General features: G+C 70.1%; 22 protein-coding genes. 1 reads left to right on the forward strand and 21 read right to left on the reverse strand.

Features of this window, described 5'->3' with window-relative positions; genetic code table 11:
* Window positions 1-162: 162 nt before the first annotated feature.
* From pyrF to pyrR, 8 genes are all read right to left on the reverse strand, one after another.
* The gene (pyrF, locus tag AC3ETA_RS05700) at window positions 163-1,008 is read right to left on the reverse strand and encodes an orotidine-5'-phosphate decarboxylase (protein ID WP_432191699.1); all 846 of its coding nucleotides are present in this window, start codon (window positions 1,006-1,008) and stop codon (window positions 163-165) included.
* Window positions 1,005-2,111 carry a quinone-dependent dihydroorotate dehydrogenase gene (locus AC3ETA_RS05705; RefSeq protein ID WP_432191700.1) on the reverse strand — a complete coding sequence of 369 codons (1,107 nt, stop codon included), beginning with the start codon at window positions 2,109-2,111 and terminating at the stop codon, window positions 1,005-1,007. Before AC3ETA_RS05705 ends, pyrF begins: the two co-directional genes overlap by 4 nt.
* Before the next feature lie 75 nt (window positions 2,112-2,186).
* Window positions 2,187-5,495 (reverse strand): carbamoyl-phosphate synthase large subunit, encoded by a 3,309-nt coding sequence (carB, locus tag AC3ETA_RS05710; protein WP_432191701.1) that lies wholly within the window; start codon window positions 5,493-5,495, stop codon window positions 2,187-2,189.
* On the reverse strand, window positions 5,488-6,630 hold the full coding sequence (gene carA, locus AC3ETA_RS05715; RefSeq protein WP_432191702.1) for a glutamine-hydrolyzing carbamoyl-phosphate synthase small subunit: 1,143 nt from the start codon (window positions 6,628-6,630) through the stop codon (window positions 5,488-5,490). The genes carB and carA overlap by 8 nt, the downstream gene beginning before the upstream one ends.
* Window positions 6,627-7,223 (reverse strand): PH-like domain-containing protein, encoded by a 597-nt coding sequence (locus tag AC3ETA_RS05720; RefSeq protein WP_432191703.1) that lies wholly within the window; start codon window positions 7,221-7,223, stop codon window positions 6,627-6,629. Before AC3ETA_RS05720 ends, carA begins: the two co-directional genes overlap by 4 nt.
* Complete coding sequence (locus AC3ETA_RS05725) at window positions 7,220-8,506, reverse strand: dihydroorotase (protein ID WP_432191704.1); 1,287 nt, start codon at window positions 8,504-8,506, stop codon at window positions 7,220-7,222. Before AC3ETA_RS05725 ends, AC3ETA_RS05720 begins: the two co-directional genes overlap by 4 nt.
* A 4-nt stretch (window positions 8,507-8,510) precedes the next feature.
* Window positions 8,511-9,488 carry an aspartate carbamoyltransferase catalytic subunit gene (locus tag AC3ETA_RS05730; RefSeq protein ID WP_432191705.1) on the reverse strand — a complete coding sequence of 326 codons (978 nt, stop codon included), beginning with the start codon at window positions 9,486-9,488 and terminating at the stop codon, window positions 8,511-8,513.
* 102 nt (window positions 9,489-9,590) lie between these two features.
* On the reverse strand, window positions 9,591-10,163 hold the full coding sequence (gene pyrR, locus AC3ETA_RS05735; protein WP_432191706.1) for a bifunctional pyr operon transcriptional regulator/uracil phosphoribosyltransferase PyrR: 573 nt from the start codon (window positions 10,161-10,163) through the stop codon (window positions 9,591-9,593).
* 255 nt (window positions 10,164-10,418) lie between these two features.
* On the opposite strand from pyrR, the gene bldD reads away from it, so the two are divergent.
* Window positions 10,419-10,922 carry a transcriptional regulator BldD gene (bldD, locus tag AC3ETA_RS05740; RefSeq protein ID WP_432191707.1) on the forward strand — a complete coding sequence of 168 codons (504 nt, stop codon included), beginning with the start codon at window positions 10,419-10,421 and terminating at the stop codon, window positions 10,920-10,922.
* 176 nt (window positions 10,923-11,098) lie between these two features.
* On the opposite strand, the gene nusB is transcribed toward bldD, so the two are convergent.
* The 13 genes from nusB to AC3ETA_RS05805 form a co-directional block, all read right to left on the reverse strand.
* Window positions 11,099-11,533, reverse strand: a complete 435-nt coding sequence (nusB, locus tag AC3ETA_RS05745; protein ID WP_432191708.1) for a transcription antitermination factor NusB — start codon at window positions 11,531-11,533, stop codon at window positions 11,099-11,101.
* A 1-nt stretch (window position 11,534) separates the two neighbouring features.
* On the reverse strand, window positions 11,535-12,101 hold the full coding sequence (efp, locus tag AC3ETA_RS05750) for an elongation factor P (RefSeq protein WP_030947394.1): 567 nt from the start codon (window positions 12,099-12,101) through the stop codon (window positions 11,535-11,537).
* A gap of 51 nt (window positions 12,102-12,152) precedes the next feature.
* Window positions 12,153-13,259, reverse strand: a complete 1,107-nt coding sequence (locus tag AC3ETA_RS05755) for an aminopeptidase P family protein (protein ID WP_432191709.1) — start codon at window positions 13,257-13,259, stop codon at window positions 12,153-12,155.
* 173 nt (window positions 13,260-13,432) lie between these two features.
* Window positions 13,433-14,407 (reverse strand): AAA family ATPase, encoded by a 975-nt coding sequence (locus AC3ETA_RS05760; RefSeq protein WP_432191710.1) that lies wholly within the window; start codon window positions 14,405-14,407, stop codon window positions 13,433-13,435.
* Window positions 14,408-14,575: 168 nt separating this feature from the next.
* A complete protein-coding gene (gene aroB / locus AC3ETA_RS05765) occupies window positions 14,576-15,667 on the reverse strand; it encodes a 3-dehydroquinate synthase (RefSeq protein WP_432191711.1) in 1,092 nt (363 codons plus the stop codon).
* On the reverse strand, window positions 15,664-16,182 hold the full coding sequence (locus AC3ETA_RS05770) for a shikimate kinase (RefSeq protein WP_432191712.1): 519 nt from the start codon (window positions 16,180-16,182) through the stop codon (window positions 15,664-15,666). The genes aroB and AC3ETA_RS05770 overlap by 4 nt, the downstream gene beginning before the upstream one ends.
* Entirely contained in the window at window positions 16,179-17,363 is a 1,185-nt protein-coding gene (gene aroC, locus AC3ETA_RS05775) for a chorismate synthase (RefSeq protein WP_432191713.1), read from the reverse strand. The genes AC3ETA_RS05770 and aroC overlap by 4 nt, the downstream gene beginning before the upstream one ends.
* Before the next feature lie 184 nt (window positions 17,364-17,547).
* The gene (locus tag AC3ETA_RS05780) at window positions 17,548-17,898 is read right to left on the reverse strand and encodes a hypothetical protein (protein ID WP_432191714.1); all 351 of its coding nucleotides are present in this window, start codon (window positions 17,896-17,898) and stop codon (window positions 17,548-17,550) included.
* A 51-nt stretch (window positions 17,899-17,949) separates the two neighbouring features.
* Window positions 17,950-18,789 carry a shikimate dehydrogenase gene (locus AC3ETA_RS05785; RefSeq protein WP_432191715.1) on the reverse strand — a complete coding sequence of 280 codons (840 nt, stop codon included), beginning with the start codon at window positions 18,787-18,789 and terminating at the stop codon, window positions 17,950-17,952.
* The gene (gene mltG / locus AC3ETA_RS05790; protein ID WP_432191716.1) at window positions 18,770-20,485 is read right to left on the reverse strand and encodes an endolytic transglycosylase MltG; all 1,716 of its coding nucleotides are present in this window, start codon (window positions 20,483-20,485) and stop codon (window positions 18,770-18,772) included. Before mltG ends, AC3ETA_RS05785 begins: the two co-directional genes overlap by 20 nt.
* A 124-nt stretch (window positions 20,486-20,609) precedes the next feature.
* Complete coding sequence (ruvX, locus tag AC3ETA_RS05795; protein ID WP_432191854.1) at window positions 20,610-21,074, reverse strand: Holliday junction resolvase RuvX; 465 nt, start codon at window positions 21,072-21,074, stop codon at window positions 20,610-20,612.
* 35 nt (window positions 21,075-21,109) lie between these two features.
* Entirely contained in the window at window positions 21,110-23,782 is a 2,673-nt protein-coding gene (gene alaS, locus AC3ETA_RS05800) for an alanine--tRNA ligase (protein WP_432191717.1), read from the reverse strand.
* Window positions 23,782-24,129, reverse strand: coding sequence for a hypothetical protein (locus AC3ETA_RS05805; protein ID WP_432191718.1), 348 nt, complete (start codon window positions 24,127-24,129; stop codon window positions 23,782-23,784). Before AC3ETA_RS05805 ends, alaS begins: the two co-directional genes overlap by 1 nt.
* Window positions 24,130-24,138 lie beyond the last annotated feature (9 nt).

Below are 24,138 nucleotides of genomic sequence, written 5' to 3' on the forward strand. Positions count from 1 at the left end.
CGCCAGAGTCAGCGAGAACAGCGGAAAAGTCCTGGTCAGCCTCCGTCAGGCCAGACATTTTGGACATAATGCCCTGGATTTGAGGATGTATTCAGACTCAAGTCGGCCGCGGGCCACTCATCGGAGAACCCCTGCGACCGGCTCGAACACCTCTGACGGCGGTCAGACGCCCGATACGGCGTGTGCGACCTCGTCCGCGAAGCGTGACGCGGACTCACGCAGCGCGACGACGTCCGGTCCCTGCCGCAGAACGCCCCGGCTGACGTTCGGGACGACATTGCGCGCCGCGGCGCCGAAGACGTGCGGCAGATCCGCCGCCGTGGCGCCCTGGGCCCCGATGCCGGGGGCGAGGATCGGACCATTGATCGAGAGGTCGTAGGACGACAGGTCGCCGAGGGTGGCCCCGACGACCGCGCCGAAGGACCCCATCGGCTGCTCGCCCTCGTTCTCGGCCGCCAGGTGCGCCAGCATCGTCGCGCCGACCGTGCGGCCGTCCGCGCGGATCGCGTGCTGGACCTCGCCGCCCTCCGGATTCGACGTCAGCGCGAGCACGAACAGCCCGGCGCCGCTCTCCCGGGCCAGCGCGAGAGCCGGCGAGAGCGATCCGTAGCCGAGATAGGGCGAGACGGTCAGCGCGTCCGAGAACAGCGGCGAGTCCTTGCGCAGGAAGGTCTCGGCGTACGCGGCCATGGTCGAGCCGATGTCGCCCCGCTTGGCGTCCATCACCACCAGCGCCCCGGCCGCCCGCGCCTCCTCGACCGACTTCTCCAGGACGGCGATGCCGCGCGACCCGAAGCGCTCGAAGAACGCGCTCTGCGGCTTGAGCACGGCCACCCGGTCGGCCATCGCCTCGACGACCGTGCGGCTGAACCGCTCCAGGCCCGCCACGTCGTCGTTCAGGCCCCACTCGGACAGCAGGGAGGCGTGCGGGTCGATCCCGACGCACAGGGGGCCGCGCTCGTCCATGGCACGGCGCAGACGTGCGCCGAAGGGTTCGAGAGAGCTCATGCCGGCTTCCTTACGTCGGCGCCGACCGCGTCGGCGAGGGTGGCGTACGGGCTGTTGCGCAGGCGCGCGGCGAGCCCCTTGTGGATGGCGCGGCCCCAGAAGGGCCCCTCGTAGACGAACGCGCTGTATCCCTGCACGAGCGTGGCACCGGCCAGGATGCGCTGCCAGGCGTCCTCGGCGTTCTCGATGCCGCCCACGCCCACCAGGGTGATCCGGTCGCCCACGCGCGCGTACAGGCGCCGCAGGACCTCCAGGGAGCGCGCCTTCAGGGGCGCTCCGGACAGGCCGCCGGTCTCCTTCACCAGGGTGGGGTCGGACTTCAGCCCCAGCCCCTCGCGCGCGATGGTGGTGTTCGTGGCGATGATCCCGTCCAGGCCCAGCTCGACGGCCAGGTCGGCGACGGCGTCCACATCCTCGTCGGCGAGGTCCGGCGCGATCTTCACGAGCAGCGGCACCCGGCGGCCGGGCACCGTGCGGTCGGCGGCCTCGCGGACGGCGCTCAGGAGCGGCCGCAGGGACTCCGTGGCCTGGAGGTTGCGCAGGCCGGGCGTGTTGGGCGAGGAGACGTTCACGACCAGGTAGTCGGCGTACGGCGCGAGCCGCTCGGTCGACTTCACGTAGTCGCCGGCGGCCTCGGCCTCCGGGACCACCTTGGTCTTGCCGATGTTGACGCCCACGACGGTCCTGAAGACGGGCGTACGGGACGCCAGGCGGGCCGCCACGGCCAGCGAGCCCTCGTTGTTGAAGCCCATGCGGTTGATGAGCGCGCGGTCCTGCACGAGCCGGAACAGCCGCTTCCTGGGGTTGCCCGGCTGTGCCTCGCCGGTCACCGTGCCGATCTCGACGTGGTCGAAGCCCAGCATCGACATCCCGTCGATGGCGACGGCGTTCTTGTCGAAGCCGGCGGCGAGCCCGAAGGGGCCGTGCATGCGCAGCCCGAAGGCCTCGGTGCGCAGCTCCTTGTGGCGGGGCGCGAGAGCGGCCGCGACGAAGGTGCGCAGCACGGGGATGCGGGCGGCGAGCCGGATCCAGCGGAACGCCAGGTGGTGGGCCTGCTCAGGGTCCATCCGTTTGAAAACCAGACGGAAGAAAAGCTTGTACATCGTGTTGTCCTCTTCGAAGCCTCGGTGAGCCTCATGAAGAGGGGGACACCGTTTCCGGTGTCCCCCTCAGGGCTGCTAGTCGCGGGCCGCGGTCAGATGCTCGGCGTGTTCCTGGAGGGAACGCACGCCCACATCGCCGTGGTTGAGGGCGTCGATGCCCTGGACGGCGGCGGCGAGCGCCTGGACCGTCGTCAGGCAGGGCACGGACCGCGCCACGGCCGCCGTACGGATGTCGTAGCCGTCGAGGCGGCCGCCAGTGCCGTACGGGGTGTTGACGATGAGGTCGACCTCGCCGTCGTGAATGAGCTGGACGATGGTCTTCTCGCCGTTCGGGCCCTCGCCCTCGGACTGCTTGCGCACGACGGTGGCGTTGATGCCGTTGCGCTTGAGGACCTCGGCGGTGCCGGAGGTGGCCATCAGCTCGAAGCCGTGGGCGACCAGTTCGCGCGCCGGGAAGATCATCGAGCGCTTGTCCCGGTTGGCGACCGAGATGAACGCGCGGCCCTTGGTGGGCAGCGGGCCGTACGCGCCCGCCTGCGACTTGGCGTACGCCGTGCCGAAGACGGAGTCGATGCCCATGACCTCGCCGGTGGAGCGCATCTCCGGGCCGAGGACGGTGTCGACGCCGCGGCCGTGGATGTCGCGGAAGCGCGACCACGGCATGACGGCCTCCTTGACGGAGATCGGCGCGTCGAGCGGGAGTTCGCCGCCGTCGCCGGTCGCCGGAAGGAGCCCCTCCGTGCGCAGTTCGGCGATGGTCGCGCCCAGCGAGATCCGGGCGGCGGCCTTCGCCAGCGGCACGGCGGTCGCCTTCGAGGTGAAGGGGACGGTGCGGGACGCGCGCGGGTTGGCCTCCAGGACGTACAGGATGTCGCCGGCCATCGCGAACTGGATGTTGATCAGGCCGCGCACGCCGACACCCTTGGCGATGGCCTCCGTGGAGGCGCGCAGGCGCTTGATGTCGAAGCCGCCGAGCGTGATCGGGGGCAGGGCGCACGCCGAGTCGCCGGAGTGGATGCCGGCCTCCTCGATGTGCTCCATGACGCCGCCGAGGTACAGCTCGTGGCCGTCGTAGAGCGCGTCGACGTCGATCTCGATGGCGTCGTCCAGGAACCGGTCGACGAGGACCGGCCGCGAGGGGCTGATCTCGGTCGACTCGGCGATGTAGGACTCCAGCCGGGTCTCGTCGTAGACGATCTCCATGCCGCGCCCGCCGAGGACGTACGACGGCCGCACGAGGACCGGGTAGCCGATCTCGTCCGCGATGGCCTTGGCGCCCGCGAAGGTGGTCGCGGTGCCGTGCTTGGGGGCCGGCAGGCCCGCCTCGGCCAGGACCCGCCCGAAGGCGCCCCGGTCCTCGGCGGCGTGGATGGCCTCCGGGGAGGTGCCGACGATCGGCACGCCGTTGTCCTTCAGGGCCTGCGACAGGCCCAGCGGGGTCTGGCCGCCGAGCTGCACGACGACGCCCGCCACCGGGCCGGCCTGCTGCTCGGCGTGGACGATCTCCAGCACGTCCTCCAGCGTCAGCGGCTCGAAGTACAGGCGGTCGGAGGTGTCGTAGTCCGTGGAGACGGTCTCGGGGTTGCAGTTGACCATCACGGTCTCGTACCCGGCGTCGCTCAGTGCGAAGGAGGCGTGGACGCAGGAGTAGTCGAACTCGATGCCCTGGCCGATGCGGTTGGGACCGGAACCCAGGATGATGACGGCCGGCTTCTCGCGCGGGGCGACCTCGGTCTCCTCGTCGTAGGAGGAGTAGAAGTACGGCGTCTTCGCGGCGAACTCGGCGGCGCAGGTGTCGACCGTCTTGTAGACCGGGCGGATGCCGAGGGCGTGCCGCACCTCGCGCACCACGTCCTCGCGCAGACCGCGGATCTCTGCGATCTGGACGTCGGAGAAGCCGTGCCGCTTGGCTTCGGCGAGCAGTTCGGGGGTGAGCTTCGCGGCCTCGGCGATCTCGTCGGCGATCTCCTTGATGAGGAAGAGCTGGTCGACGAACCAGGGGTCGATCTTCGTGTACTCGAAGACCTCCTCCTGGGTGGCGCCCGCGCGGATGGCCTGCATGACCGCGTTGATACGGCCGTCGGTGGGCCGGACGGCCTCGCGCAGCAGCTCGGCCTTGTCGCCGGGCTCGCCGACGAAGGTGAACTGGCTGCCCTTCTTCTCCAGCGAGCGCAGCGCCTTCTGGAAGGCCTCGGTGAAGTTGCGGCCGATGGCCATGGCCTCGCCGACCGACTTCATGGTGGTGGTGAGGGTGGAGTCGGCCTGCGGGAACTTCTCGAAGGCGAACCGCGGGGCCTTGACGACCACGTAGTCGAGCGTGGGCTCGAAGGAGGCCGGGGTCTCCTGCGTGATGTCGTTCGGGATCTCGTCGAGGGTGTAACCGACGGCGAGCTTGGCCGCGATCTTGGCGATCGGGAAGCCGGTCGCCTTGGAGGCGAGGGCCGAGGAACGCGACACGCGCGGGTTCATCTCGATGACGATGACCCGGCCGTCCTCGGGGTTCACCGCGAACTGGATGTTGCAGCCGCCGGTGTCGACGCCGACCTCGCGGATCACGGCGATGCCGATGTCCCGCAGGATCTGGTACTCGCGGTCGGTCAGCGTCATCGCCGGGGCGACGGTGATCGAGTCGCCGGTGTGCACGCCCATCGGGTCGAAGTTCTCGATGGAGCAGACGACCACGACGTTGTCGTGCTTGTCGCGCATCAGCTCCAGCTCGTACTCCTTCCAGCCGAGGATGGACTCCTCCAGGAGCACCTCGGTGGTCGGGGAGAGCGTGAGGCCCTGGCCGGCGATACGGCGCAGTTCCTCCTCGTCGTGCGCGAAGCCGGAGCCGGCGCCGCCCATGGTGAAGGACGGGCGCACGACGACCGGGTAGCCACCGAGGGTCTCGACGCCCTGCAGGACGTCGTCCATGGAGTGGCAGATGACCGAACGGGCGGACTCGCCGTGCCCGATCTTCCGGCGTACGGCTTCGACGACCTCCTTGAAGAGGTCGCGGTCCTCGCCCTTGTTGATGGCCTCCACGTTGGCGCCGATCAGCTCGACGCCGTACTTCTCCAGGGTCCCCGCCTCGTGCAGCGAGATCGCCGTGTTGAGGGCCGTCTGGCCGCCCAGGGTGGGCAGCAGCGTGTCGGGCCGCTCCTTGGCGATGATCTTCTCGACGAACTCCGGGGTGATCGGCTCGACGTAGGTGGCGTCGGCGATCTCCGGGTCGGTCATGATCGTCGCCGGGTTGGAGTTCACGAGGATGACGCGCAGGCCCTCGGACTTCAGGACCCGGCAGGCCTGCGTGCCGGAGTAGTCGAACTCGGCGGCCTGACCGATGACGATCGGGCCGGAGCCGATGACCAGGACGGACTGGATATCGGTGCGCTTAGGCACGCTGGCCCTCCATCAGGGATACGAAGCGGTCGAACAGGTAGGCGGCGTCGTGCGGGCCCGCTGCCGCTTCGGGGTGGTACTGGACGCTGAAGGCCGGCTTGTCGAGGAGGTGCAACCCCTCCACCACGTTGTCGTTGAGGCAGACGTGGGAGACCTCGGCGCGGCCGTAGGGGGTCTCGGAGACCTTGTCGGTCGGCGCGTCCACGGCGAAGCCGTGGTTGTGCGCGGTGACCTCGACCTTGCCGGTCGTGCGGTCCTGGACCGGCTGGTTGATGCCGCGGTGGCCGTACTTCAGCTTGTAGGTGCCGAAGCCGAGGGCGCGGCCGAGGATCTGGTTGCCGAAGCAGATGCCGAAGAGCGGGGTGCCGCGCTCCAGGACCGCCTGCATGACGGAGACCGGGTGGTCGGCGGTGGCCGGGTCGCCCGGGCCGTTGGAGAAGAACACGCCGTCCGGGTTCACGGCGAAGACGTCCTCGGCGGTGGCCGTCGCGGGCAGCACGTGCACCTCGATGCCGCGCTCGGCCATCCGGTGCGGAGTCATGCCCTTGATGCCGAGGTCGACGGCGGCGACGGTGAACTTCTTCTCGCCGATCGCCGGGACGACGTACGCCTCCTTGGTGGCGACCTCGGCGGAGAGGTCGGCGCCCTTCATCTCCGGGGCCTGGCGGACCTCGGCGAGCATGGTGCCCTCGTCGGGCAGGGCGTTGCCGGAGAAGATGCCGACGCGCATGGCGCCGAGCTCGCGCAGGTGGCGGGTGAGGGCGCGGGTGTCGATGCCGGAGATCCCGACGACGCCCTGGTGGCGCAGCTCCTCGTCCAGCGAGCGCTTGGCGCGCCAGTTGGACGGCACGCGCGCGGGGTCGCGCACGACGTAGCCGGCGACCCAGATCTGCTTGCTCTCCGGGTCCTCGTCGTTGACGCCGGTGTTGCCGACGTGCGGGGCGGTCATGACGACGACCTGGCGGTGGTACGACGGGTCGGTGAGGGTCTCCTGGTAGCCGGTCATGCCGGTGGAGAACACGGCCTCGCCGAAGGTCACCCCCACGGCCCCGTAGGCACGGCCGCGGAAGATCCGGCCGTCCTCCAGGACGAGTACCGCGGGAACCTTCGTGGCTCCCCTTGTGGAGGTCGTCATCGTTCGGCGCCTTCCGTGCTGTTGTTGTCGATCTCGGAGTTGTCGATCATGGAGTTAATGGCGTCGACCCACTCGTTGTGCTCGGCCGCGTGATCCGAGCGGAATCCGGAGTCGATCAGCCGCTCGCCGTGCGCCCAGGTCACCACGAGCAGTCCGCCCTCGGTCAGGACCTTGCCGGCGATGCCCTTGTCGAGCCGGGCCTCGCGCAGCTGCGCGGCCGGGACGAAGAAGTCGGTCGCGCCGGGGCGTACGACGTCCAGTCCCGCGTCCGTCAGGGTGAGCTCGGCCCGGCTGCGGGTGCCCAGGCCGTGCGCCACGATGCGGTCCAGCCACTGACCTGCGGTGGTCGAGCCGTGGTAGCGGCCGCTCATGCTCAGTCTCGCCGGGCCGGGGTCGTCCGGCGCGCTGGACAGCTCGGGCAGGTCGCCCTGGAGCGTGCCGCGCCATTTCCAGCCCTCGCGCATCAGCCAGTAGACGAGCGCCACGAACAGGGCCAGTCCGACGAGCCAGCCCACACGGGCGGCCCAGTCGGTGACCTCGGCCGACTTCTTTTCTGCGGCGAGTCCGGCGGCGAGCAGAGTTGCAGGTGTCACGTGAGCTTCCCGTCGACGAGCGTGGCCCTGCCCCGGAGCCACGTGTGCGTCACACGGCCCGGCAGCTCACGCCCCTCGTACGGGGTGTTGCGGCTGCGCGAGGCGAAGCCCGCGGGGTCCACGGACCCACGGTATTCCGTGTCGACGAGCGTGAGGTTGGCGGGCTCACCAGCCGAGACGGGACGGCCGTGCCCGCCTGCCCGCCCGATCTGCGCGGGCTTGACGGACATGCGCTCGGCGACCCCGGCCCAGGTGAGGAGCCCGGTGTCCACCATGGTCGCCTGCACCACCGACAGCGCGGTCTCCAGGCCGACCATCCCCATGGCGGCCGCGGCCCACTCGCAGTCCTTGTCCTCGTGCGGGTGCGGGGCGTGGTCGGTGGCGACGATGTCGATCGTGCCGTCGGCGAGCGCCTCGCGCAGCGCCATCACGTCACGCTCGGTGCGCAGCGGCGGGTTCACCTTGTAGACCGGGTTGTAGGTGCGCACCATCTCGTCGGTGAGGAGCAGGTGGTGCGGGGTGACCTCGGCGGTGACGTCGATGCCGCGGGACTTGGCCCAGCGGACGATCTCGACGGACCCCGCGGTCGACAGGTGGCAGATGTGGACGCGGGAGCCGACGTGCTCGGCGAGCAGGACGTCCCGGGCGATGATCGATTCCTCGGCCACCGCGGGCCAGCCGCCGAGACCCAGCTCGGCGGAGACGACGCCCTCGTTCATCTGGGCGCCCTCGGTCAGCCGCGGCTCCTGCGCGTGCTGGGCGACGACCCCGCCGAAGGCCTTCACGTACTCCAGCGCGCGGCGCATGATCACGGCGTCGTCGACGCACTTGCCGTCGTCGGAGAAGACGGTGACGCCGGCGGCCGACTCGTGCATGGCGCCCAGCTCGGCGAGCTTGCGGCCCTCCAGGCCGACGGTGACGGCGCCGATGGGCTGCACGTCGCAGTAGCCGTGCTCCTGGCCGAGCCGGTAGACCTGCTCGACGACGCCGGCGGTGTCGGCGACCGGGAAGGTGTTGGCCATGGCGAACACGGCCGTGAAGCCGCCGGAGGCCGCCGCGCGCGTGCCGGTCAGCACGGTCTCGGAGTCCTCGCGGCCGGGCTCACGGAGGTGGGTGTGCAGGTCGACCAGGCCCGGCAGCAGGACGTGGCCGGCCGCCTCGACGACCTGGGCGCCCTCGTCGCTCAGGGCGGTGCCCACCTCGGCGATGGTCTCGCCGTCGATCAGTACGTCCTGCGGCTCGCCGCCGAGCACCTTCGCACCACGGATCAGGATCTTGCTCATGGTCTTACTTCTCCTCGGTACGGGTGTGGGTCGCGGCCGGTTCGTTTCCGCCCAGCAGCAGGTACAGAACGGCCATCCGGATGGAGACTCCGTTTGCGACCTGCTCGATGGCGGTGCAGCGCTCCGAGTCGGCGACCTCGGCGGTGATCTCCATGCCGCGGACCATCGGGCCGGGGTGCATCACGATGGCGTGCTCGGGCATCTTCGCCATGCGGTCGCCGTCGAGGCCGTAGCGCCGCGAGTACTCGCGCTCGGTCGGGAAGAAGGCGGCGTTCATCCGCTCGCGCTGCACGCGCAGCATCATCACCGCGTCGGACTTCGGCAGGGTGCTGTCGAGGTCGTACGACACCTCGCAGGGCCAGTTCTCGACGCCGACCGGCACCAGGGTGGGCGGGGCGACCAGGGTGACCTCGGCGCCGAGGGTGTGCAGCAGGTCGACGTTGGAGCGGGCGACGCGGCTGTGCAGGACGTCGCCGACGATCGTGATGCGCCGGCCGTCGAGGTCCTGACCGAGCCCGGCGTCCCGGCCGACGAGCCGGCGGCGCATCGTGAAGGCGTCCAGGAGGGCCTGGGTGGGGTGCTGGTGAGTGCCGTCGCCCGCGTTGATGACGGCCGCGTCGATCCAGCCGGAGTTGGCGAGGCGGTACGGCGCTCCGGAGGCGCCGTGCCGGATGACCACGGCGTCGACGCCCATGGCCTCCAGGGTCTGGGCGGTGTCCTTCAGGGACTCGCCCTTGGACACGCTCGATCCCTTGGCGGTGAAGTTGATGACGTCCGCTGACAGCCGCTTCTCGGCGGCCTCGAAGGAGATGCGGGTGCGCGTGGAGTCCTCGAAGAAGAGGTTCACGACGGTGCGGCCGCGCAGGGTCGGCAACTTCTTGATCGGCCGGTCGGCGACCCGGGCCATCTCCTCGGCGGTGTCGAGGATCAGGACGGCGTCGTCGCGGGTGAGGTCGGCGGCCGAGATGAGATGACGCTGCATCTGTCAGGCTCCGTAAGGCAGTTCAATCGGGAGAATCAGGGCAGACCGGTGCGCGCGAGAGCGCACTGAGCGGACGTACGACAGCGACGTACGCCTCAGGCGCTACTGGGAGGTCTGCTTGGCACCGAGCAGCACGGTGTCGCGACCGTCCTCCTCGGCGAGCTGGACCTTGACCGTCTCCCGCAGCGACGTGGGGATGTTCTTGCCGACGTAGTCGGCGCGGATGGGCAGTTCGCGGTGGCCCCGGTCGACGAGGACCGCGAGCTGGACCGCGCGCGGACGGCCGATGTCGTTCAGGGCGTCGAGCGCGGCGCGGATGGTGCGGCCGGAGAACAGGACGTCGTCGACGAGGACGACGAGGCGGCCGTCGATGCCGTCACCGGGGATCTCGGTGCGGGCGAGCGCACGCGGCGGGTGCATGCGCAGGTCGTCGCGGTACATCGTGATGTCCAGCGAGCCGACCGGCACCTTGCGCTCGGTGATCTCCTCGAGCTTGGCGGCGAGCCGCTGGGCGAGGAAGACGCCTCGGGTGGGAATGCCGAGGAGCACCACGTCGTCGGCGCCCTTGGCGCGCTCGACGATCTCGTGGGCGATGCGGGTCAACACCCGCGCGATGTCAGGGCCTTCGAGAACGGGCCTGGCGTCGGACGCTTGCGAGTCCTGCTGCCTGTCCATACGAAAAGGACCTCCTTCTCCGCCTCACGGGACGGACCTTAAAGGACGTCTGGTTTGCGCCATACACGTTAGCAGGCCACCGGAGGACGCCTCATCACCCCCTTGGCCCAATCGGCCACCGATAGCACGGAAGCGTCGGTGTGGACCATTCGGCTTGACGGGCCAGAGTAACGCTGCGTAACCTCACAGTGAGTTACCAACCGCGCGGCATGGAACCCAAGCCAGACCGCGTCGACACAGTGTCCGGGGAGCTATATGTCCAGCGAATACGCCAAACAGCTCGGGGCCAAACTCCGGGCCATCCGCACCCAGCAGGGCCTTTCCCTCCACGGTGTCGAGGAGAAGTCCCAGGGACGCTGGAAGGCCGTCGTGGTCGGTTCGTACGAGCGCGGTGACCGCGCCGTGACCGTGCAGCGCCTCGCCGAGTTGGCGGATTTCTACGGCGTTCCGGTTCAGGAGCTGCTGCCGGGCACCACGCCGGGCGGGGCCGCCGAGCCGCCGCCGAAGCTGGTCCTGGACCTGGAGCGGCTGGCTCACGTGCCGGCCGAGAAGGCGGGCCCGCTGCAGCGCTATGCCGCGACCATCCAGTCGCAGCGCGGCGACTACAACGGCAAGGTGCTCTCGATCCGCCAGGACGACCTGCGCACACTCGCCGTCATCTACGACCAGTCCCCCTCGGTCCTCACCGAGCAGCTGATCAGCTGGGGCGTGCTGGACGCGGACGCGCGCCGCGCGGTCACCCACGCCGACGAGGGCTGAGCACTCCACAGCGCCCTCCACGCCTGAGCAGAAACGTACCGCCGGGGTGGCCGAAACCTATGGGGTCGCGGCCACCCCGGCGGCGTTCTGCCGCCGTCGAGGACCCCGGAGGTACAAGAAGACGCGGGAGGGCCCGCAGCATCCGCTGCGGGCCCTCCCGCGTCTTCGTCGAGCCCTTAGGCCTCTTCGCGGCGCAGCGAGGGCTTCAGGTCCTTGAGACGGCCGAGCAGGCCGTTGACGAACGAGGGGGACTCGTCCGTGGAGAACTCCTTCGCCAGCTGCACCATCTCGTCCAGCACGACGGCGTCCGGGGTCTCGTCGACCCAGATCAGCTCATACGCGCCGAGGCGGAGGATGTTGCGGTCCACGACCGGCATCCGGTCGAGCGTCCAGCCGACGGCGTACTGCGCGATCAGCTCGTCGATACGCTTCGCGTGCTGTGCGTAGCCCTCGACGAGCTGCATCGTGTACTCGCTGACCGGCGGCTGCCGGGTGTCGGTCCGGGAGAGCCGGATCCAGTCCGCGAGGACCGTCAGGACGTCGGCTCCGCGCTGGTCACCCTCGAAGAGGATCTGGAAGGCGCGCTTGCGGGCCGTGTTGCGGGCAGCCAATTTAGCTGTTCACCCGGCCGAGGTAGTCGCTCGTGCGGGTGTCGACCTTGATCTTCTCACCGGTGGTGATGAAGAGCGGGACCTGGATCTGGTGACCGGTCTCCAGGGTGGCGGGCTTGGTGCCACCGGTGGAGCGGTCGCCCTGGACGCCCGGCTCGGTCTCCTGGATGACCAGCTCGACGGCGGCGGGCAGCTCGACGAAGAGCACCTCGCCCTCGTGCTGGGCGACGGTGGCCATGAAGCCCTCGATCAGGAAGTTCGCGGCGTCGCCGACGGCCTTCCGGTCGACCATGAGCTGGTCGTAGGTCTCCATGTCCATGAAGACGAAGTACTCGCCGTCCATGTACGAGAACTGCATGTCGCGCTTGTCGACGGTGGCCGTCTCGACCTTCACGCCGGCGTTGAAGGTCTTGTCGACGACCTTCCCGGAGAGCACGTTCTTGAGCTTGGTGCGCACGAAGGCCGGGCCCTTGCCGGGCTTGACGTGCTGGAACTCGACGACGGACCACAGCTGGCCGCCGTCGAGCTTGAGCACCATGCCGTTCTTGAGGTCGTTCGTGGAAGCCACGGTTGCGGAATCTCCTGGACTGACGTGGACGACCCCGGCGCACGCTCCTGTCTAAAGGGCGAGCAGCTCCTTGGTCGTGATGGTGAGTAGCTCGGGTCCGCCGTCCGCCTCGGGGCGGACGACGAGCGTGTCATCGATCCGGACGCCGCCCCGGCCCGGGAGGTGGACCCCCGGTTCGACGGTGACCGGCACGCAAGCGTCCAGTTTACCCATGGCCGCGGGAGCCAACTGCGGGTCCTCGTCGAATTCGAGTCCCACACCGTGCCCCATCAGCGACGGAAGGCCCTCCGTGTACCCCGCGGAGTCCAGCACCTGGCGCGCGGCACGGTCCACGTCGCGGTAGGCGGCGCCGGGTGCCAGCATCTCCCGTCCGGCCCGCTGGGCTGCGAAGACCAGGTCGTACAGATCGATCTGCCAGTCCGCGGGGGACGTACCGATGACGAAGGTACGGCCGATCTCGCAGCGGTAGCCGCGGTACGTCGCCCCCAGGCAGACGGAGAGGAAGTCGCCCTCCTCGACCCGGCGGTCGGTGGGCCGGTGTGCGCCCCGGCCGGAGTTCGGGCCGGTGGCGACGGCGGTCGGGAAGGCGGGGCCGTCGGCGCCGTGATCGACGAGGCGGCGTTCGAGTTCGAGGGCGAGATGGCGCTCGGTGCGGCCGACGAGGATGGATTCGAGGAGCTCGCCCAGGGCCTGGTCGGCGATCTCGGCGCCGATGCGCAGGCAGGAGATCTCCTCCTCGTCCTTCACGACACGGAGCTGTTCGACCGCGCCGCCGAGGTCGGTCAGGCGCAGCCGGGGCACGACGGAGCGGATGGCCCGGTGCCGGGCGACGGTGAGGTGGTGCTCCTCCACGGCGAGGGTGTCACCGCCCTGGCCGGACGCGAGGTCGGCCGCCGCGACCGCGGGGTCGCCGGCGGCGCCGGGAAGGATGTGCGTGCGCAGGGCCTCGTCGGGGCGACCCTCGGCGGGGCGGTCGCCGGGTGGGCCGACGCACACGAGCAGGTCCTCGTGCTTGCCGATGAGCAGCACGGAGTCCTGCGGGGCGGCGCCCGCGAGGTAGCGGACGTTCGCGGGGCGGGAGATCAGCGCGGAGGCGCTGCCGCTGGCTTGGCAGCGTTCCCGTAGGCGGGTTCGGCGGGCGGCGTACACCTCTGACATGACACGAGCGTAGGAGCTCTGCCGGATTGGCGCCGGTTGAGGTGGTCTGACTGAGCTTTGCCCTATTTGCGAGGATCGGAAGGAGTGCCGACCGGGGTTGTGTGCCGTCTGCGGGTGGGAGGGGCTTGTCGCGCAGTTCCCCGCGCCCTTTCAGGCCGGCCCGATCGCGTTGGCTACCAGTTCGGGGGGCTTGCGATCGAGCGGGCCAGTACGTCGTCCAGGACCTGGGCCGTCTGCGGGACGTCGAGCTGGGAGTTGTCGATGATCGGCAGCCCCGAGCCGTACCAGCCCGCCATACGGCCGTGGATGCGGGCGACCTCCTCGTCGGTGAGGCGGCGGTTGCCGGCGCGTTCGGCGTTGCGCTCCAGGACGATCTCCAGGCCGGGCAGCAGCACCACCGGCAGCAGCCCCGGGCCGACGTGGCGCTTCCAGCCGCCGAGGCCGACGACCGGGCGGTCGGGGAAGACCGCGTCGTCGAGGATGCAGGAGATCCCGTTGGCCAGGAAGTTCCGCGCGGCGAAGCCGCAGGTGCGGCGGGCCAGGCGGTACTGGGCCTCGGAGTTGTCGTTCCACCCGGACTGGGGGTCGGCGAAGCCCGAGCGGACCCATTCGCGCACGTCGTCGAGGCTGATGTGGGCCGTGGGGACCCGGCGGTGGTCCGCCCAGTACTTGGCGACGCTCGTCTTACCGGCCCCGGCCGGGCCGATGAGCAGCACCGCGATGGTCGTGGTCGACGCGTCGGGCGCCGAGGCGGCGGGCGGGGCGCTCGGCATGCCGACGGGGCCGCCGGGTGGCAGCGGTACGTGGCCCGTGGTCTCGGGCGCCTGCGGGGCCTGGACGTGGTGGGGCGTGTGCGGGACCGGTCCGGGAGGTGCGAAACCCGGCGCCGGGGGCGGCGGAGGCACCGGCGCGGAGCCCTGGTGCGGGGCGGAACCCTGATGGGGGGCGGGCCCCTGGTGCGGGGCGGAACCCTGATGCGGGACCGGACCCTGGTGCGCGGCGGAACCCTGATGCGGGACCGGACCCTGGTGCGCGGCGGGTCCCGGGTGTCCACCCGGGTGGTGCGCACCCGGGTCGTGTGCGGCCGGCGTCCACCCGTGCCCCGACTGATGGGGCGGCGGCAGCGGAGAACCCACTGCATGCTGCATCCGGTGCCACTCCGTCTCGTCTTCCATGGCCATTGGCGCTGGCAGCGGGCACGCGGCCCACCTGCCACCGAACGGTACCGCCCCCGGCCGCCGTTTGGTGAACGGCCGGTGGCGGTCTGAAGTGCCCATCGCCACAGGCGAATCGGACGGAACGGTGATTCGGTGGACTTACTGGCCGACTTCGCCGTACGCGGCGAGCAGCACGGCCGGGTCCGGTCCTTCCAGGACGGTGGGCTTGGCCAGGCCGTCCAGGACGATGAAGCGCAACAGATCGCCGCGGGACTTCTTGTCGACCTTCATCGTCTGGAGCAGCTTGGGCCACTGGTCGTAGCGGTAGGTGAGCGGCAGGCCCACCGATTCGAGGATGGTGCGGTGCCGGTCCGCCGTCGCGTCGTCCAACCGCCCGGCGAGACGGCCCAGTTCGGCGGCGAAGTGCATTCCGACCGCCACCGCGGCGCCGTGCCGCCACTTGTAGCGTTCGTTCTTCTCGATCGCGTGGCCGAGCGTGTGGCCGTAGTTGAGGATCTCCCGCAGGCCCGACTCCTTCAGGTCCGACGAGACGACCTCGGCCTTGACCCGGATCGAGCGCTCGATCAGCTCCGCGGTGTGCGGGCCGGCCGGGGTGCGCGCGGCCTCGGGGTCGGTCTCGATCAGCTCCAGGATCACCGGGTCGGCGATGAAACCGGCCTTGATGATCTCCGCGAGACCGGAGACGTAGTCGTTGACGGGCAGGGAGTCCAGCGCGGCCAGGTCGCACAGCACGCCGGCCGGCGGGTGGAAGGCACCCACGAGGTTCTTGCCCTCGGCGGTGTTGATGCCGGTCTTGCCGCCGACGGCCGCGTCCACCATGGCCAGCACGGTGGTCGGGACCGCGATCCAGCGCACCCCGCGCAGCCAGGTCGCCGCCACGAAGCCGGCGAGGTCGGTGGTCGCGCCGCCGCCGACGCCGACGATCACGTCGGAGCGGGTGAACCCGGACTGCCCGAGCGCCTTCCAGCAGTACGCCGCGACCTCGGCGGTCTTGGCCTCCTCGGCGTTCGGCACCTGGATGGCGACCGCCTCGAAGCCCTGCTCGGCCAGATCGGCCCGCAGCGCCTCGCCGGTCTCGGCCAGCGCCTCCGGGTGGATCACGGCGACTCGCTTGGCCCGCGCGCCGATCAACCCGCCCAGCTCACCCAGGAGCTGACGGCCCACCAGAACCTCGTACGGCTCGCTGCCCGCGGTACCGCCGACCTGGATCCGCGTCACTGCCTCAGTCATGCGTCCTTCAACTCCAGTGCGTCCAGGGCGGCTTGAGTCACCTCTTCGGGCGTACGGCCGTCGGTGGCCACGACCGCCGTGGCCACCTCCTCGTACAGATGGCGGCGGGCCTCCATCAGCTCGCGCCACTGCTTGCGCGGATTGACCGCGAGCAGCGGGCGGGCGGCGTTCAGGCCGGTGCGCTTGACCGCCTCCTCGACGTCCATCGAGAGGTAGACGACCCGCTGCCCGAGCAGCAGCGCGCGCGTGTCCTCGTCCAGGATCGAGCCGCCGCCCAGTGCCAGGATGCCGTCGTGCTCGGTGAGCGCCCGCTGCACGGCCTGCTTCTCGATCGCGCGGAAGACCGGCTCGCCCTCGTCGACGAAGATCTCCGCGATGGTCCGGCCCTGCTCGGCCACGATGTCGTCGTCGGTGTCCCGGTAGCCCACGCCGAGGCGCTCGGCGAGCAGCTGTCCGACCGTGGACTTGCCCACGCCCATCGGCCCGACCAGCACCACCACAGGCGCTGCGCTCATCGGATCGCGAGGTTGTCGAGGTACGACCGGACGTTGCGGCGGGTCTCGGGCACCGAGTCGCCGCCGAACTTCTCCGCGACCGCGTCCGCGAGGACGAGCGCCACCATGGCCTCGGCGACGATACCGGCGGCCGGGACCGCGGAGACGTCGGAGCGCTGGTGGTGGGCCTGCGTGGCCTCGCCGGTCGTGACGTCCACGGTCTGCAGGGCCCGGGGCACGGTCGCGATCGGCTTCATCGCGGCGCGCACCCGCAGCAGCTCACCGGTGCTGAGGCCGCCCTCGGTGCCGCCGGCGCGACCGGACACGCGCCGGATGCCCTCCGGGGTGTTCACGATCTCGTCGTGCGCCTTGGAACCCGGCACCCGCGCCAGCTCGAAGCCGTCGCCGAGTTCGACGCCCTTGATCGCCTGGATGCCCATGAGGGCACTGGCGAGGCGGGCGTCCAGCTTGCGGTCCCAGTGCACGTGCGAGCCGAGGCCCACGGGGACGCCGTAGGCCAGCACCTCGACCACGCCACCGAGGGTGTCGCCGTCCTTGTGAGCCTGGTCGACCTCCGCGACCATCGCCTTCGAGGCGTCCGCGTCCAGGCAGCGCAGCGGGTCGGCGTCCAGCTTCTCGACGTCGGCCGGCGTCGGGTACACCCCCTGCGGCGCCTTCACCGAGCACAGCTCGACGACATGGCTCACGATCTCGATGCCGGCCGTCTCCTTCAGGTACGACCGGGCGACGGCGCCGAGGGCGACACGGGCCGCGGTCTCGCGCGCGGAGGCGCGCTCCAGGATCGGCCGGGCCTCGTCGAAGCCGTACTTCTGCATGCCCGCGAGGTCGGCGTGGCCGGGGCGGGGGCGGGTCAGCGGGGCGTTGCGGGCGAGGCCGGCGAGGATCTCCGGGTCGACCGGGTCGGCCGCCATGACCTGGTCCCACTTGGGCCACTCGGTGTTGCCCACCATGATCGCCACCGGGGAGCCGAGGGTGAGGCCGTGCCGGACGCCGCCGATGAAGGTGACCTCGTCGCGCTCGAACTTCATCCGCGCACCGCGTCCATAACCGAGCCGGCGCCGGGCCAGGTGGTCCGCCACCATCTCCGTGGTGATCGGCACGCCGGCGGGAAGGCCCTCCAGCGTCGCCACGAGTGCGGGACCGTGGGACTCCCCCGCGGTCAGCCAGCGCAACCTGCTCAACGGTGCTCCTCAGTGCTCGCGCCCTGGTACTGCCCTGCGTACGCGTGTCCTCGCGTACGTCGACGGCGCGACCAGGTGCGCGGCCCCGGCCCGCCACCTTCGATCCTCCCACGTCCGGCACCGGTCCCCGGCCGCCGGTCCACCAGGCGGACGGAAAACGGACGGTGCCGGACGCCGGCGGGGATCAGGCGGGGGTGTTGCCCTGCGGCTGCTGCGGGGCGTACGCACCGAGGAAGTCGGCGCCGCTGGACTGCGCGGGCTGCGGCTGGGCCTGCCGCTGCGGGGCGTACGGGCCCAGGTAGTCGGCGCCGCGGCCCTGCCCGTGCTGCGGCACCGGCCGGGCGGCGTGGACGGCCTGCCCCTGGCGTGCGGCGCGACGCCGGTCGATCTTGCGCTTGAGCTTGAAGACCCAGGATCCGACGACTAGCAGGATCACCAGGACGAGCACCGGAATCTGCACCCAGTCCGGCATGAACTGCAGGACGATCTCGAATATTTCACTCTTGCCGGACGCCAGCGGCACACCCGTGGACACTGCTTGCACTCCCCCTGGATCCGTTCCGCCCCCTGCGGAACTCAGCGGATCTCAGCGGTTCGCGAGAGCCCGCTCGCCCGCTTTTCGCATGGCCTCCAAGGGCGCCGGGACCCGGCCGGTCATCTGCTCCACCTGCAGCACCGCCTGGTGCACGAGCAGGTCGAGTCCGCTGACGACAGCTCCGCCGAACATGGACCAGCGCGCCGCGAGAGAGGTGGGCCAGGGGTCATAGAGCACGTCGAACAGGGTTGCGGGGCGCTCCGGTACGGCTGCGGTGAGGGCGTCCGTCGTACCTGCGGGGGTGGTCGCGATCACCAGCGGCGCGTGCAGCGCCCGGTCCGCCTCCGCCCAGTCGGCCGTGCGGACCTCGACATCGAGCCGCTCGCCCCACTGCCGCATCTCGGCGGCGCGGGCCTCGCTGCGTACGTACGCCACGACCTCGCCGGTGCAGATGCGCGCGAGCGCGGCCAGCGCGGAGGAGGCCGTGGCGCCGGCACCGAGGATCGCGGCCGAGTCGACCTGCTCGACGCCGTGTTCGCGCAGCGCGGCGACCATGCCGGGGATGTCGGTGTTGTCGCCGGTCAAGCGGCCGTCCTCGGTGCGGACGACCGTGTTGACGGCCTCCACCGAGGCCGCCGTCTCGCTGATCTCGTCGAGCAGCGGGATGATCGCCCGCTTGAGCGGCATGGTCAGGGACAACCCCGCCCACTCCGGGCAGAGTTCCGAGACGAACCCGGGCAGCGCCGCCTCGTCGACCTCGAACCGGTCGTACGACCAGTCGGTGAGCCCGAGTGCCTCGTAGGCGGCGCGGTGCAGTACCGGGGAGAGGGAGTGGGCGATGGGCTTGCCGAGTACGGCGGCCCGGCGGGCTTCAGTTGCCCGAGCTCTCATTGAACTTGTCCTTGAGCTTCTGGAAATCGTCGTGCGTCTTGGCGAATTCGGTCTTGCTCACGCCGTCGACCGCGACGAAGTAGTACCAGCCCTGATCGGTCGGTTTCAGCGTTCCGGCGAGCGCACCGTCACCCGGGTTACCGATCGGTCCGGGCGGCAGACCCTTCTGCGTGTACGTGTTGTACGGGTCCTGGTTGCTGTTGATCTCGTCTTCGCTGATATTGATGTTGCTCTCGCCCTTCAGGTAGTTGAAGGTCGAGTCGAACTGCAGCAGTCCGTAGGTCTCGGGGTTCGCGCGGTCGAGGCGGTTGTAGACCACTTCCGCCATCTTCCGGTAGTCGTCGTTGGTCTTGCCCTCGGCCTGGACGAGGCTGGCGACCGTGATGACCTGCAACGGGCTGTCCAGCTTGAGCGCCTTGGCCTTGGCCTCCAGGTCGAGCGACTTGTACTCGGTCGCGGCCCGGGACACCATCTCCTTGAGGACCGCCTCCGGCTTCATGCCCTTGGCCGCGGCATAGGTGCCCGGGTAGAGGAATCCTTCCAGCGGATCCTTGATCTCGCTGTTGTCGTTCGCCCAGCTCGGCAGTCCCAGGCTCTTGTAATCCTTTTCGGCGATTTTCTTCGTGGTACCGGCCGACAGATCCAGCTGTTCGTCGATCGACTTGTAGACGGCGATATTCCGCTCGCCCGGCTTTACCAGGACATTGTTCTGGCTCTTCGGGTCGAGCATCATCTCGACGGCACTCTCGGCGGACATCTCCTTGCGCAGGAGATAGGCGCCGGCCTGGATCGACTTCCCGTCGGGGTTCTGCGCCTGGGCGGCAACGAACGCGTCGACGCTCTTGACGACGCCGGCCTGCTTGAGCCGCTGGCCGATCTCGTTGCCGAGGGCGCCCTTGGGGATCTCCACGGTGACGGTCTCGCCGGTGCCGCTCCCGGCGAAGTCCGGCGCCGCGCCGAAACGATCCTGGTAAAACTGGTATCCGAAATATCCGACTCCGGCCACGCCTCCCGCGAAGACGAGGGACACCACCAGACAGGCGGTCCCGCTGCGCCGTTTCTTGGGTTTACCGCCCCGGGACCGGCGGTCACCGCGGCCGTCCCCCGAGTCGTCGTCGGAGTCGTCGTCATCGTCGCCGCCCGCGAAGAAGGCGTGTTCGCCCTGGTCGGGGCCGGGATCCCAGTCGGTCTGCGGCGGCTCGGGCTCGGCCTGCCGCCGGCTCGGCGGCTCCGGCGGCGGATAGGCGTCGGGAGTGCCGTAGTAGTCGGCATGCTCACCGCCGTACGCCGCGGCCTGCTGCCCGTAGGGGTCCGGGTGGTTGGGGTACTGGGCGTGCTGATGAGTGCCGGTGGCCCAGCCGTTGTTGTCGTACGACTGCTGCTGCGGCTGCTGCCCGGGGTACTGCTGCTGGTCGTACTGCTGCGGGTACTGCTGCGCCTGACCCTGCTGCTGGTACTGCTGCTGACCGTACGCGTCCTGCTGGCCGTACGCGTCCTGCTGGCCGTACGCGTCCTGCTGGCCGTGGCCCCACTCGCCGTAGTGCTGCTGCGGCTGCTGCGGATAGTGCTGCTGCTGGCCGCCGTAGGCAGCCTGCCGGCCCGTGTGGGCCTGCTGGCCTTCCCATCCGCCGTCCCCGTACAACGGGTCCTCGGGATGCCACGGTTCGGAGCCTTGGCCCCGGCCATACTCAGTCATCGATCCCCTAGAGCCGCGAGGCGGCGGTCACGCGGCTGCTGAAGATCCGGTTCCCGTCCCGCCTCTTTTTGTGCGTCGGCTGTTCGAACACCGTCGCATCGCGCGGAACGTTACCGTATCGCGATCAGATAACCACTTCGACGCTCTCGCCCGGAGCTTTACCTGACACCCGTTCGGATTCCAGCGCCTGCTGCAGGATGATCACAGCGGCTGCCTGGTCGATCACGGCGCGGCCCTTCTTCGACTTCACGCCCGAGGCGCGCAGTCCCTGACTGGCCGTCACGGTCGTCATCCGCTCGTCCACGAGCCTGACCGGTACGGGCGCGATCGTGCGGGCCAGTTCCTGGGCGAAGCCTCTGACCTTGACCGCGGCCGGGCCCTCGCCGCCCTTGAGGGAGCGGGGCAGGCCGACGACGACTTCAAGCGGCTCGTACTCCTCGACGAGCTGCCTCAGACGGCGGTGAGCTGCGGGAACGTCCCGGCCGGGGACCGTCTCCACCGGGGTGGCGAGGATCCCGTCGGGGTCGCACGAGGCGACGCCGATACGGGCGTCGCCCACGTCGATCGCGAGACGACGGCCGCGGCGCATGCCCCGCCCGTCGCCAGTCGCGTGTGTGTCTTCGCTCACTTGGCCGTTTCCGCCACGAGCCGCTCGACGGCGTCGACGGCATCGCCGACGGCGGCCGGGTTCTGGCCGCCGCCCTGGGCGACGTCCGGCTTGCCGCCACCGCCGCCGCCGAGGGTCTTGGCGGCGGTACGGACCAGGTCGCCGGCCTTGAGGCCGCGGTCACGGGCGGCGTCGTTGGTGGCGATGACCGTCAGCGGCTTGCCGTTGTTGACGGTGAACAGGGCGACCACGGCGGCACGTCCGCCCTGGATACGGCCGCGCACGTCGAGGACCAGCCTGCGCAGGTCGTCCGGCGTGGTGCCGTCCGGGACCTGACCGGTGACGACGGCGATCCCGCGCACGTCCTTGGCGGACTCGGCGAGACCGGCGGCGGCCTGGAGCACCTTCTCGGCGCGGAACTTCTCGATCTCCTTCTCGGCGTCCTTCAGCTTGCCGAGCATGGCGGAGACCTTCTCCGGAAGCTCCTCCGGACGGCCCTTGATCAGCTCCTGGAGCTGGGCGACGACCGTGTGCTCACGGGCGAGGAAGTTGTAGGCGTCCACGCCGACCAGGGCCTCGATACGGCGCACACCCGAGCCGATGGACGACTCGCCCAGCAGCTTCACCAGGCCGAGCTGGGCGGTGTTGTGCACGTGCGTGCCGCCGCACAGCTCCTTGGAGAAGTCGCCGATGGTCACGACACGGACCCGCTCGCCGTACTTCTCGCCGAACTCGGCGATGGCGCCCTGCTTCTTGGCCTCGTCGATGCCCATGACCTCGGCGTGCACGTCGAGGTCGCGGGCGAGCACCTCGTTGATCTTCTGCTCGACGTCGGTCATCACGGCCGTCGGGACGGCGGCGGGCGAACCGAAGTCGAAGCGGAAGCGGCCGGGCTGGTTCTCGGAACCGGCCTGGGCGGCCGTCGGGCCGAGGGCGTCGCGCAGGGCCTGGTGGGTGAGGTGGGTGGCCGAGTGGGCGCGGGCGATGGCCGTACGGCGGCGGGAGTCGATCGAGGCGTGGGCCTTGGCGCCGACGGTGACCTCGCCGACCTGGACGACGCCCTTGTGGACGTAGACGCCCGGCACCGGCTTCTGGCAGTCGCGGATCTCGATCACGGCACCGGTGTCGACCTTGATGCGGCCGGTGTCGCCGATCTGGCCGCCGCCCTCGGCGTAGAACGGGGTGCGGTCGAGGACGATCTCGACCTCGTCGCCCTCGGTGGCGGCCGGGGAGGAGGCGCCGTCGACGAGGATGCCGACGACGGTGGACTCGCCCTCGGTGTCGCCGTAGCCGATGAAGTCGGTCTCGCCGACCTTGTCGGCGATCTCCCGGTAGGCACCGGCTCCGGCGTGACCGGTCTTCTTGGCCTGGGCGTCGGCCTTGGCGCGCTCCCGCTGCTCCTTCATCAGGCGGCGGAAGCCGTCCTCGTCCACGGACAGGCCCTGCTCGGCGGCCATCTCCAGGGTGAGGTCGATCGGGAAGCCCCAGGTGTCGTGGAGCAGGAAGGCCTTGTCGCCGGCCAGCACGGTGGAGCCCGCGGCCTTGGTGTCGGAGACGGCCGTGTCGAGGATGTTGGTGCCGGCCTTCAGCGTCTTGAGGAAGGCGTTCTCCTCGGCGAGGGCGACCTTCTCGATGCGCTCGCGGTCGGTGATGAGCTCGGGGTACTGCCGGCCCATCATGCCGATGACGACGTCGATGAGGTCCTTGACGACCGGGCCTGTGGCGCCGAGCAGGCGCATGTTGCGGATGGCGCGGCGCATGATGCGGCGCAGCACATAGCCGCGGCCCTCGTTGCCGGGGGTGACGCCGTCGCCGATGAGCATCACGGACGTACGCATGTGGTCCGTGACGACGCGGAGGGAGACGTCGGAGTTGTGGGCGGCGCCGTAGTGGACGCCCGTCAGCTCGGTGGCCTTCTTGATGACAGCCATGGAGGTGTCGATCTCGTACATGTTCTGCACGCCCTGCAGAATCATGGCGAGTCGCTCCAGGCCCAGGCCCGTGTCGATGTTCTTGCTGGGGAGCTCACCGAGGATCTCGAAGTTGTCCTTGCCGATGCCCTCGCCGCGCTCGTACTGCATGAAGACGAGGTTCCAGATCTCCACGTACCGCTCGTCGTTGACGGCGGGGCCGCCCTCGACACCGAACTCGGGGCCGCGGTCGTAGTTGATCTCGGAACAGGGGCCGCAGGGGCCGGGGACGCCCATGGACCAGTAGTTGTCCTTCATGCCGAGGCGCTGGATGCGCTCCTTCGGCACGCCGACCACCTCGTGCCAGATGCGCTCGGCCTCGTCGTCGTCCTGGTAGACGGTGATCCAGAGCTTCTCCGGCTCCAGGCCGTAACCACCCTTGTCCTGGGGGCTGGTGAGCAGCTCCCAGGCGTACTTGATGGCGCCTTCCTTGAAGTAGTCGCCGAAGGAGAAGTTGCCGCACATCTGGAAGAACGTGCCGTGCCGGGTGGTCTTGCCGACCTCTTCGATGTCCGGCGTGCGCACGCACTTCTGCACGCTGGTGGCACGGTCGAACGGCGGCTTGACCTCACCCAGGAAGTAGGGCTTGAAGGGCACCATGCCGGCCGGGACGAGGAGCAGAGTCGGGTCGTCCGCGATGAGCGACGCCGAAGGGACGACGGTGTGCCCGCGCTCCTCGAAGAAGCTCAGCCAGCGGCGGCGAATCTCGGCCGACTCCATCAGTGGTCCTCATTCCGGTTGTACGAGTACGTCTGGTTGTCGACGTACCTCGGGTTGCTGCGGTTGTTCTCGATGGCGGTGAACCGCCGGGGCGCGGGGAGTTCGGGGTTGTCCTGGATCCCGAGCGCGTCCTCCAGCTCGGCCTCCCGCTGCGCCATGTTGTCGCGGACGTCGAGCGCGAATCCCACCGCGCGGTCCTTCAGGCGCTGACCGGTCTCCAGGGCCTTGTTCGCCGCGGTCGCGGCGAGGCTCTCCGGGGTCAGCTGCCTGAGCTTGCGGTTGACCTTGGTGGTGGCCCAGACACCGGCGGCGACACCCGTGCTGAACCAGAACGTACGGCGGAACATCGCTCGGTC

The sequence above is a fragment of the Streptomyces sp. bgisy027 genome (genome assembly GCF_057710365.1).

Excerpts from the sequence above, each read along its gene's own strand:
- pyrF (WP_432191699.1), bottom strand. The coding sequence starts at position 1,008 with ATGAGCTCTCTCGAACCCTTCGGCGCACGTCTGCGCCGTGCCATGGAC.
- AC3ETA_RS05705 (WP_432191700.1), bottom strand. The coding sequence starts at position 2,111 with ATGTACAAGCTTTTCTTCCGTCTGGTTTTCAAACGGATGGACCCTGAG.
- carA (WP_432191702.1), bottom strand. The coding sequence starts at position 6,630 with ATGACGACCTCCACAAGGGGAGCCACGAAGGTTCCCGCGGTACTCGTC.
- AC3ETA_RS05725 (WP_432191704.1), bottom strand. The coding sequence starts at position 8,506 with ATGAGCAAGATCCTGATCCGTGGTGCGAAGGTGCTCGGCGGCGAGCCG.
- AC3ETA_RS05730 (WP_432191705.1), bottom strand. The coding sequence starts at position 9,488 with ATGCAGCGTCATCTCATCTCGGCCGCCGACCTCACCCGCGACGACGCC.
- pyrR (WP_432191706.1), bottom strand. The coding sequence starts at position 10,163 with ATGGACAGGCAGCAGGACTCGCAAGCGTCCGACGCCAGGCCCGTTCTC.
- bldD (WP_432191707.1), top strand. The coding sequence starts at position 10,419 with ATGTCCAGCGAATACGCCAAACAGCTCGGGGCCAAACTCCGGGCCATC.
- AC3ETA_RS05755 (WP_432191709.1), bottom strand. The coding sequence starts at position 13,259 with ATGTCAGAGGTGTACGCCGCCCGCCGAACCCGCCTACGGGAACGCTGC.
- AC3ETA_RS05760 (WP_432191710.1), bottom strand. The coding sequence starts at position 14,407 with ATGCAGCATGCAGTGGGTTCTCCGCTGCCGCCGCCCCATCAGTCGGGG.
- aroB (WP_432191711.1), bottom strand. The coding sequence starts at position 15,667 with ATGACTGAGGCAGTGACGCGGATCCAGGTCGGCGGTACCGCGGGCAGC.
- AC3ETA_RS05770 (WP_432191712.1), bottom strand. The coding sequence starts at position 16,182 with ATGAGCGCAGCGCCTGTGGTGGTGCTGGTCGGGCCGATGGGCGTGGGC.
- AC3ETA_RS05785 (WP_432191715.1), bottom strand. The coding sequence starts at position 18,789 with ATGAGAGCTCGGGCAACTGAAGCCCGCCGGGCCGCCGTACTCGGCAAG.
- mltG (WP_432191716.1), bottom strand. The coding sequence starts at position 20,485 with ATGACTGAGTATGGCCGGGGCCAAGGCTCCGAACCGTGGCATCCCGAG.
- ruvX (WP_432191854.1), bottom strand. The coding sequence starts at position 21,074 with ATGCGCCGCGGCCGTCGTCTCGCGATCGACGTGGGCGACGCCCGTATC.
- alaS (WP_432191717.1), bottom strand. The coding sequence starts at position 23,782 with ATGGAGTCGGCCGAGATTCGCCGCCGCTGGCTGAGCTTCTTCGAGGAG.
- AC3ETA_RS05805 (WP_432191718.1), bottom strand. The coding sequence starts at position 24,129 with ATGTTCCGCCGTACGTTCTGGTTCAGCACGGGTGTCGCCGCCGGTGTC.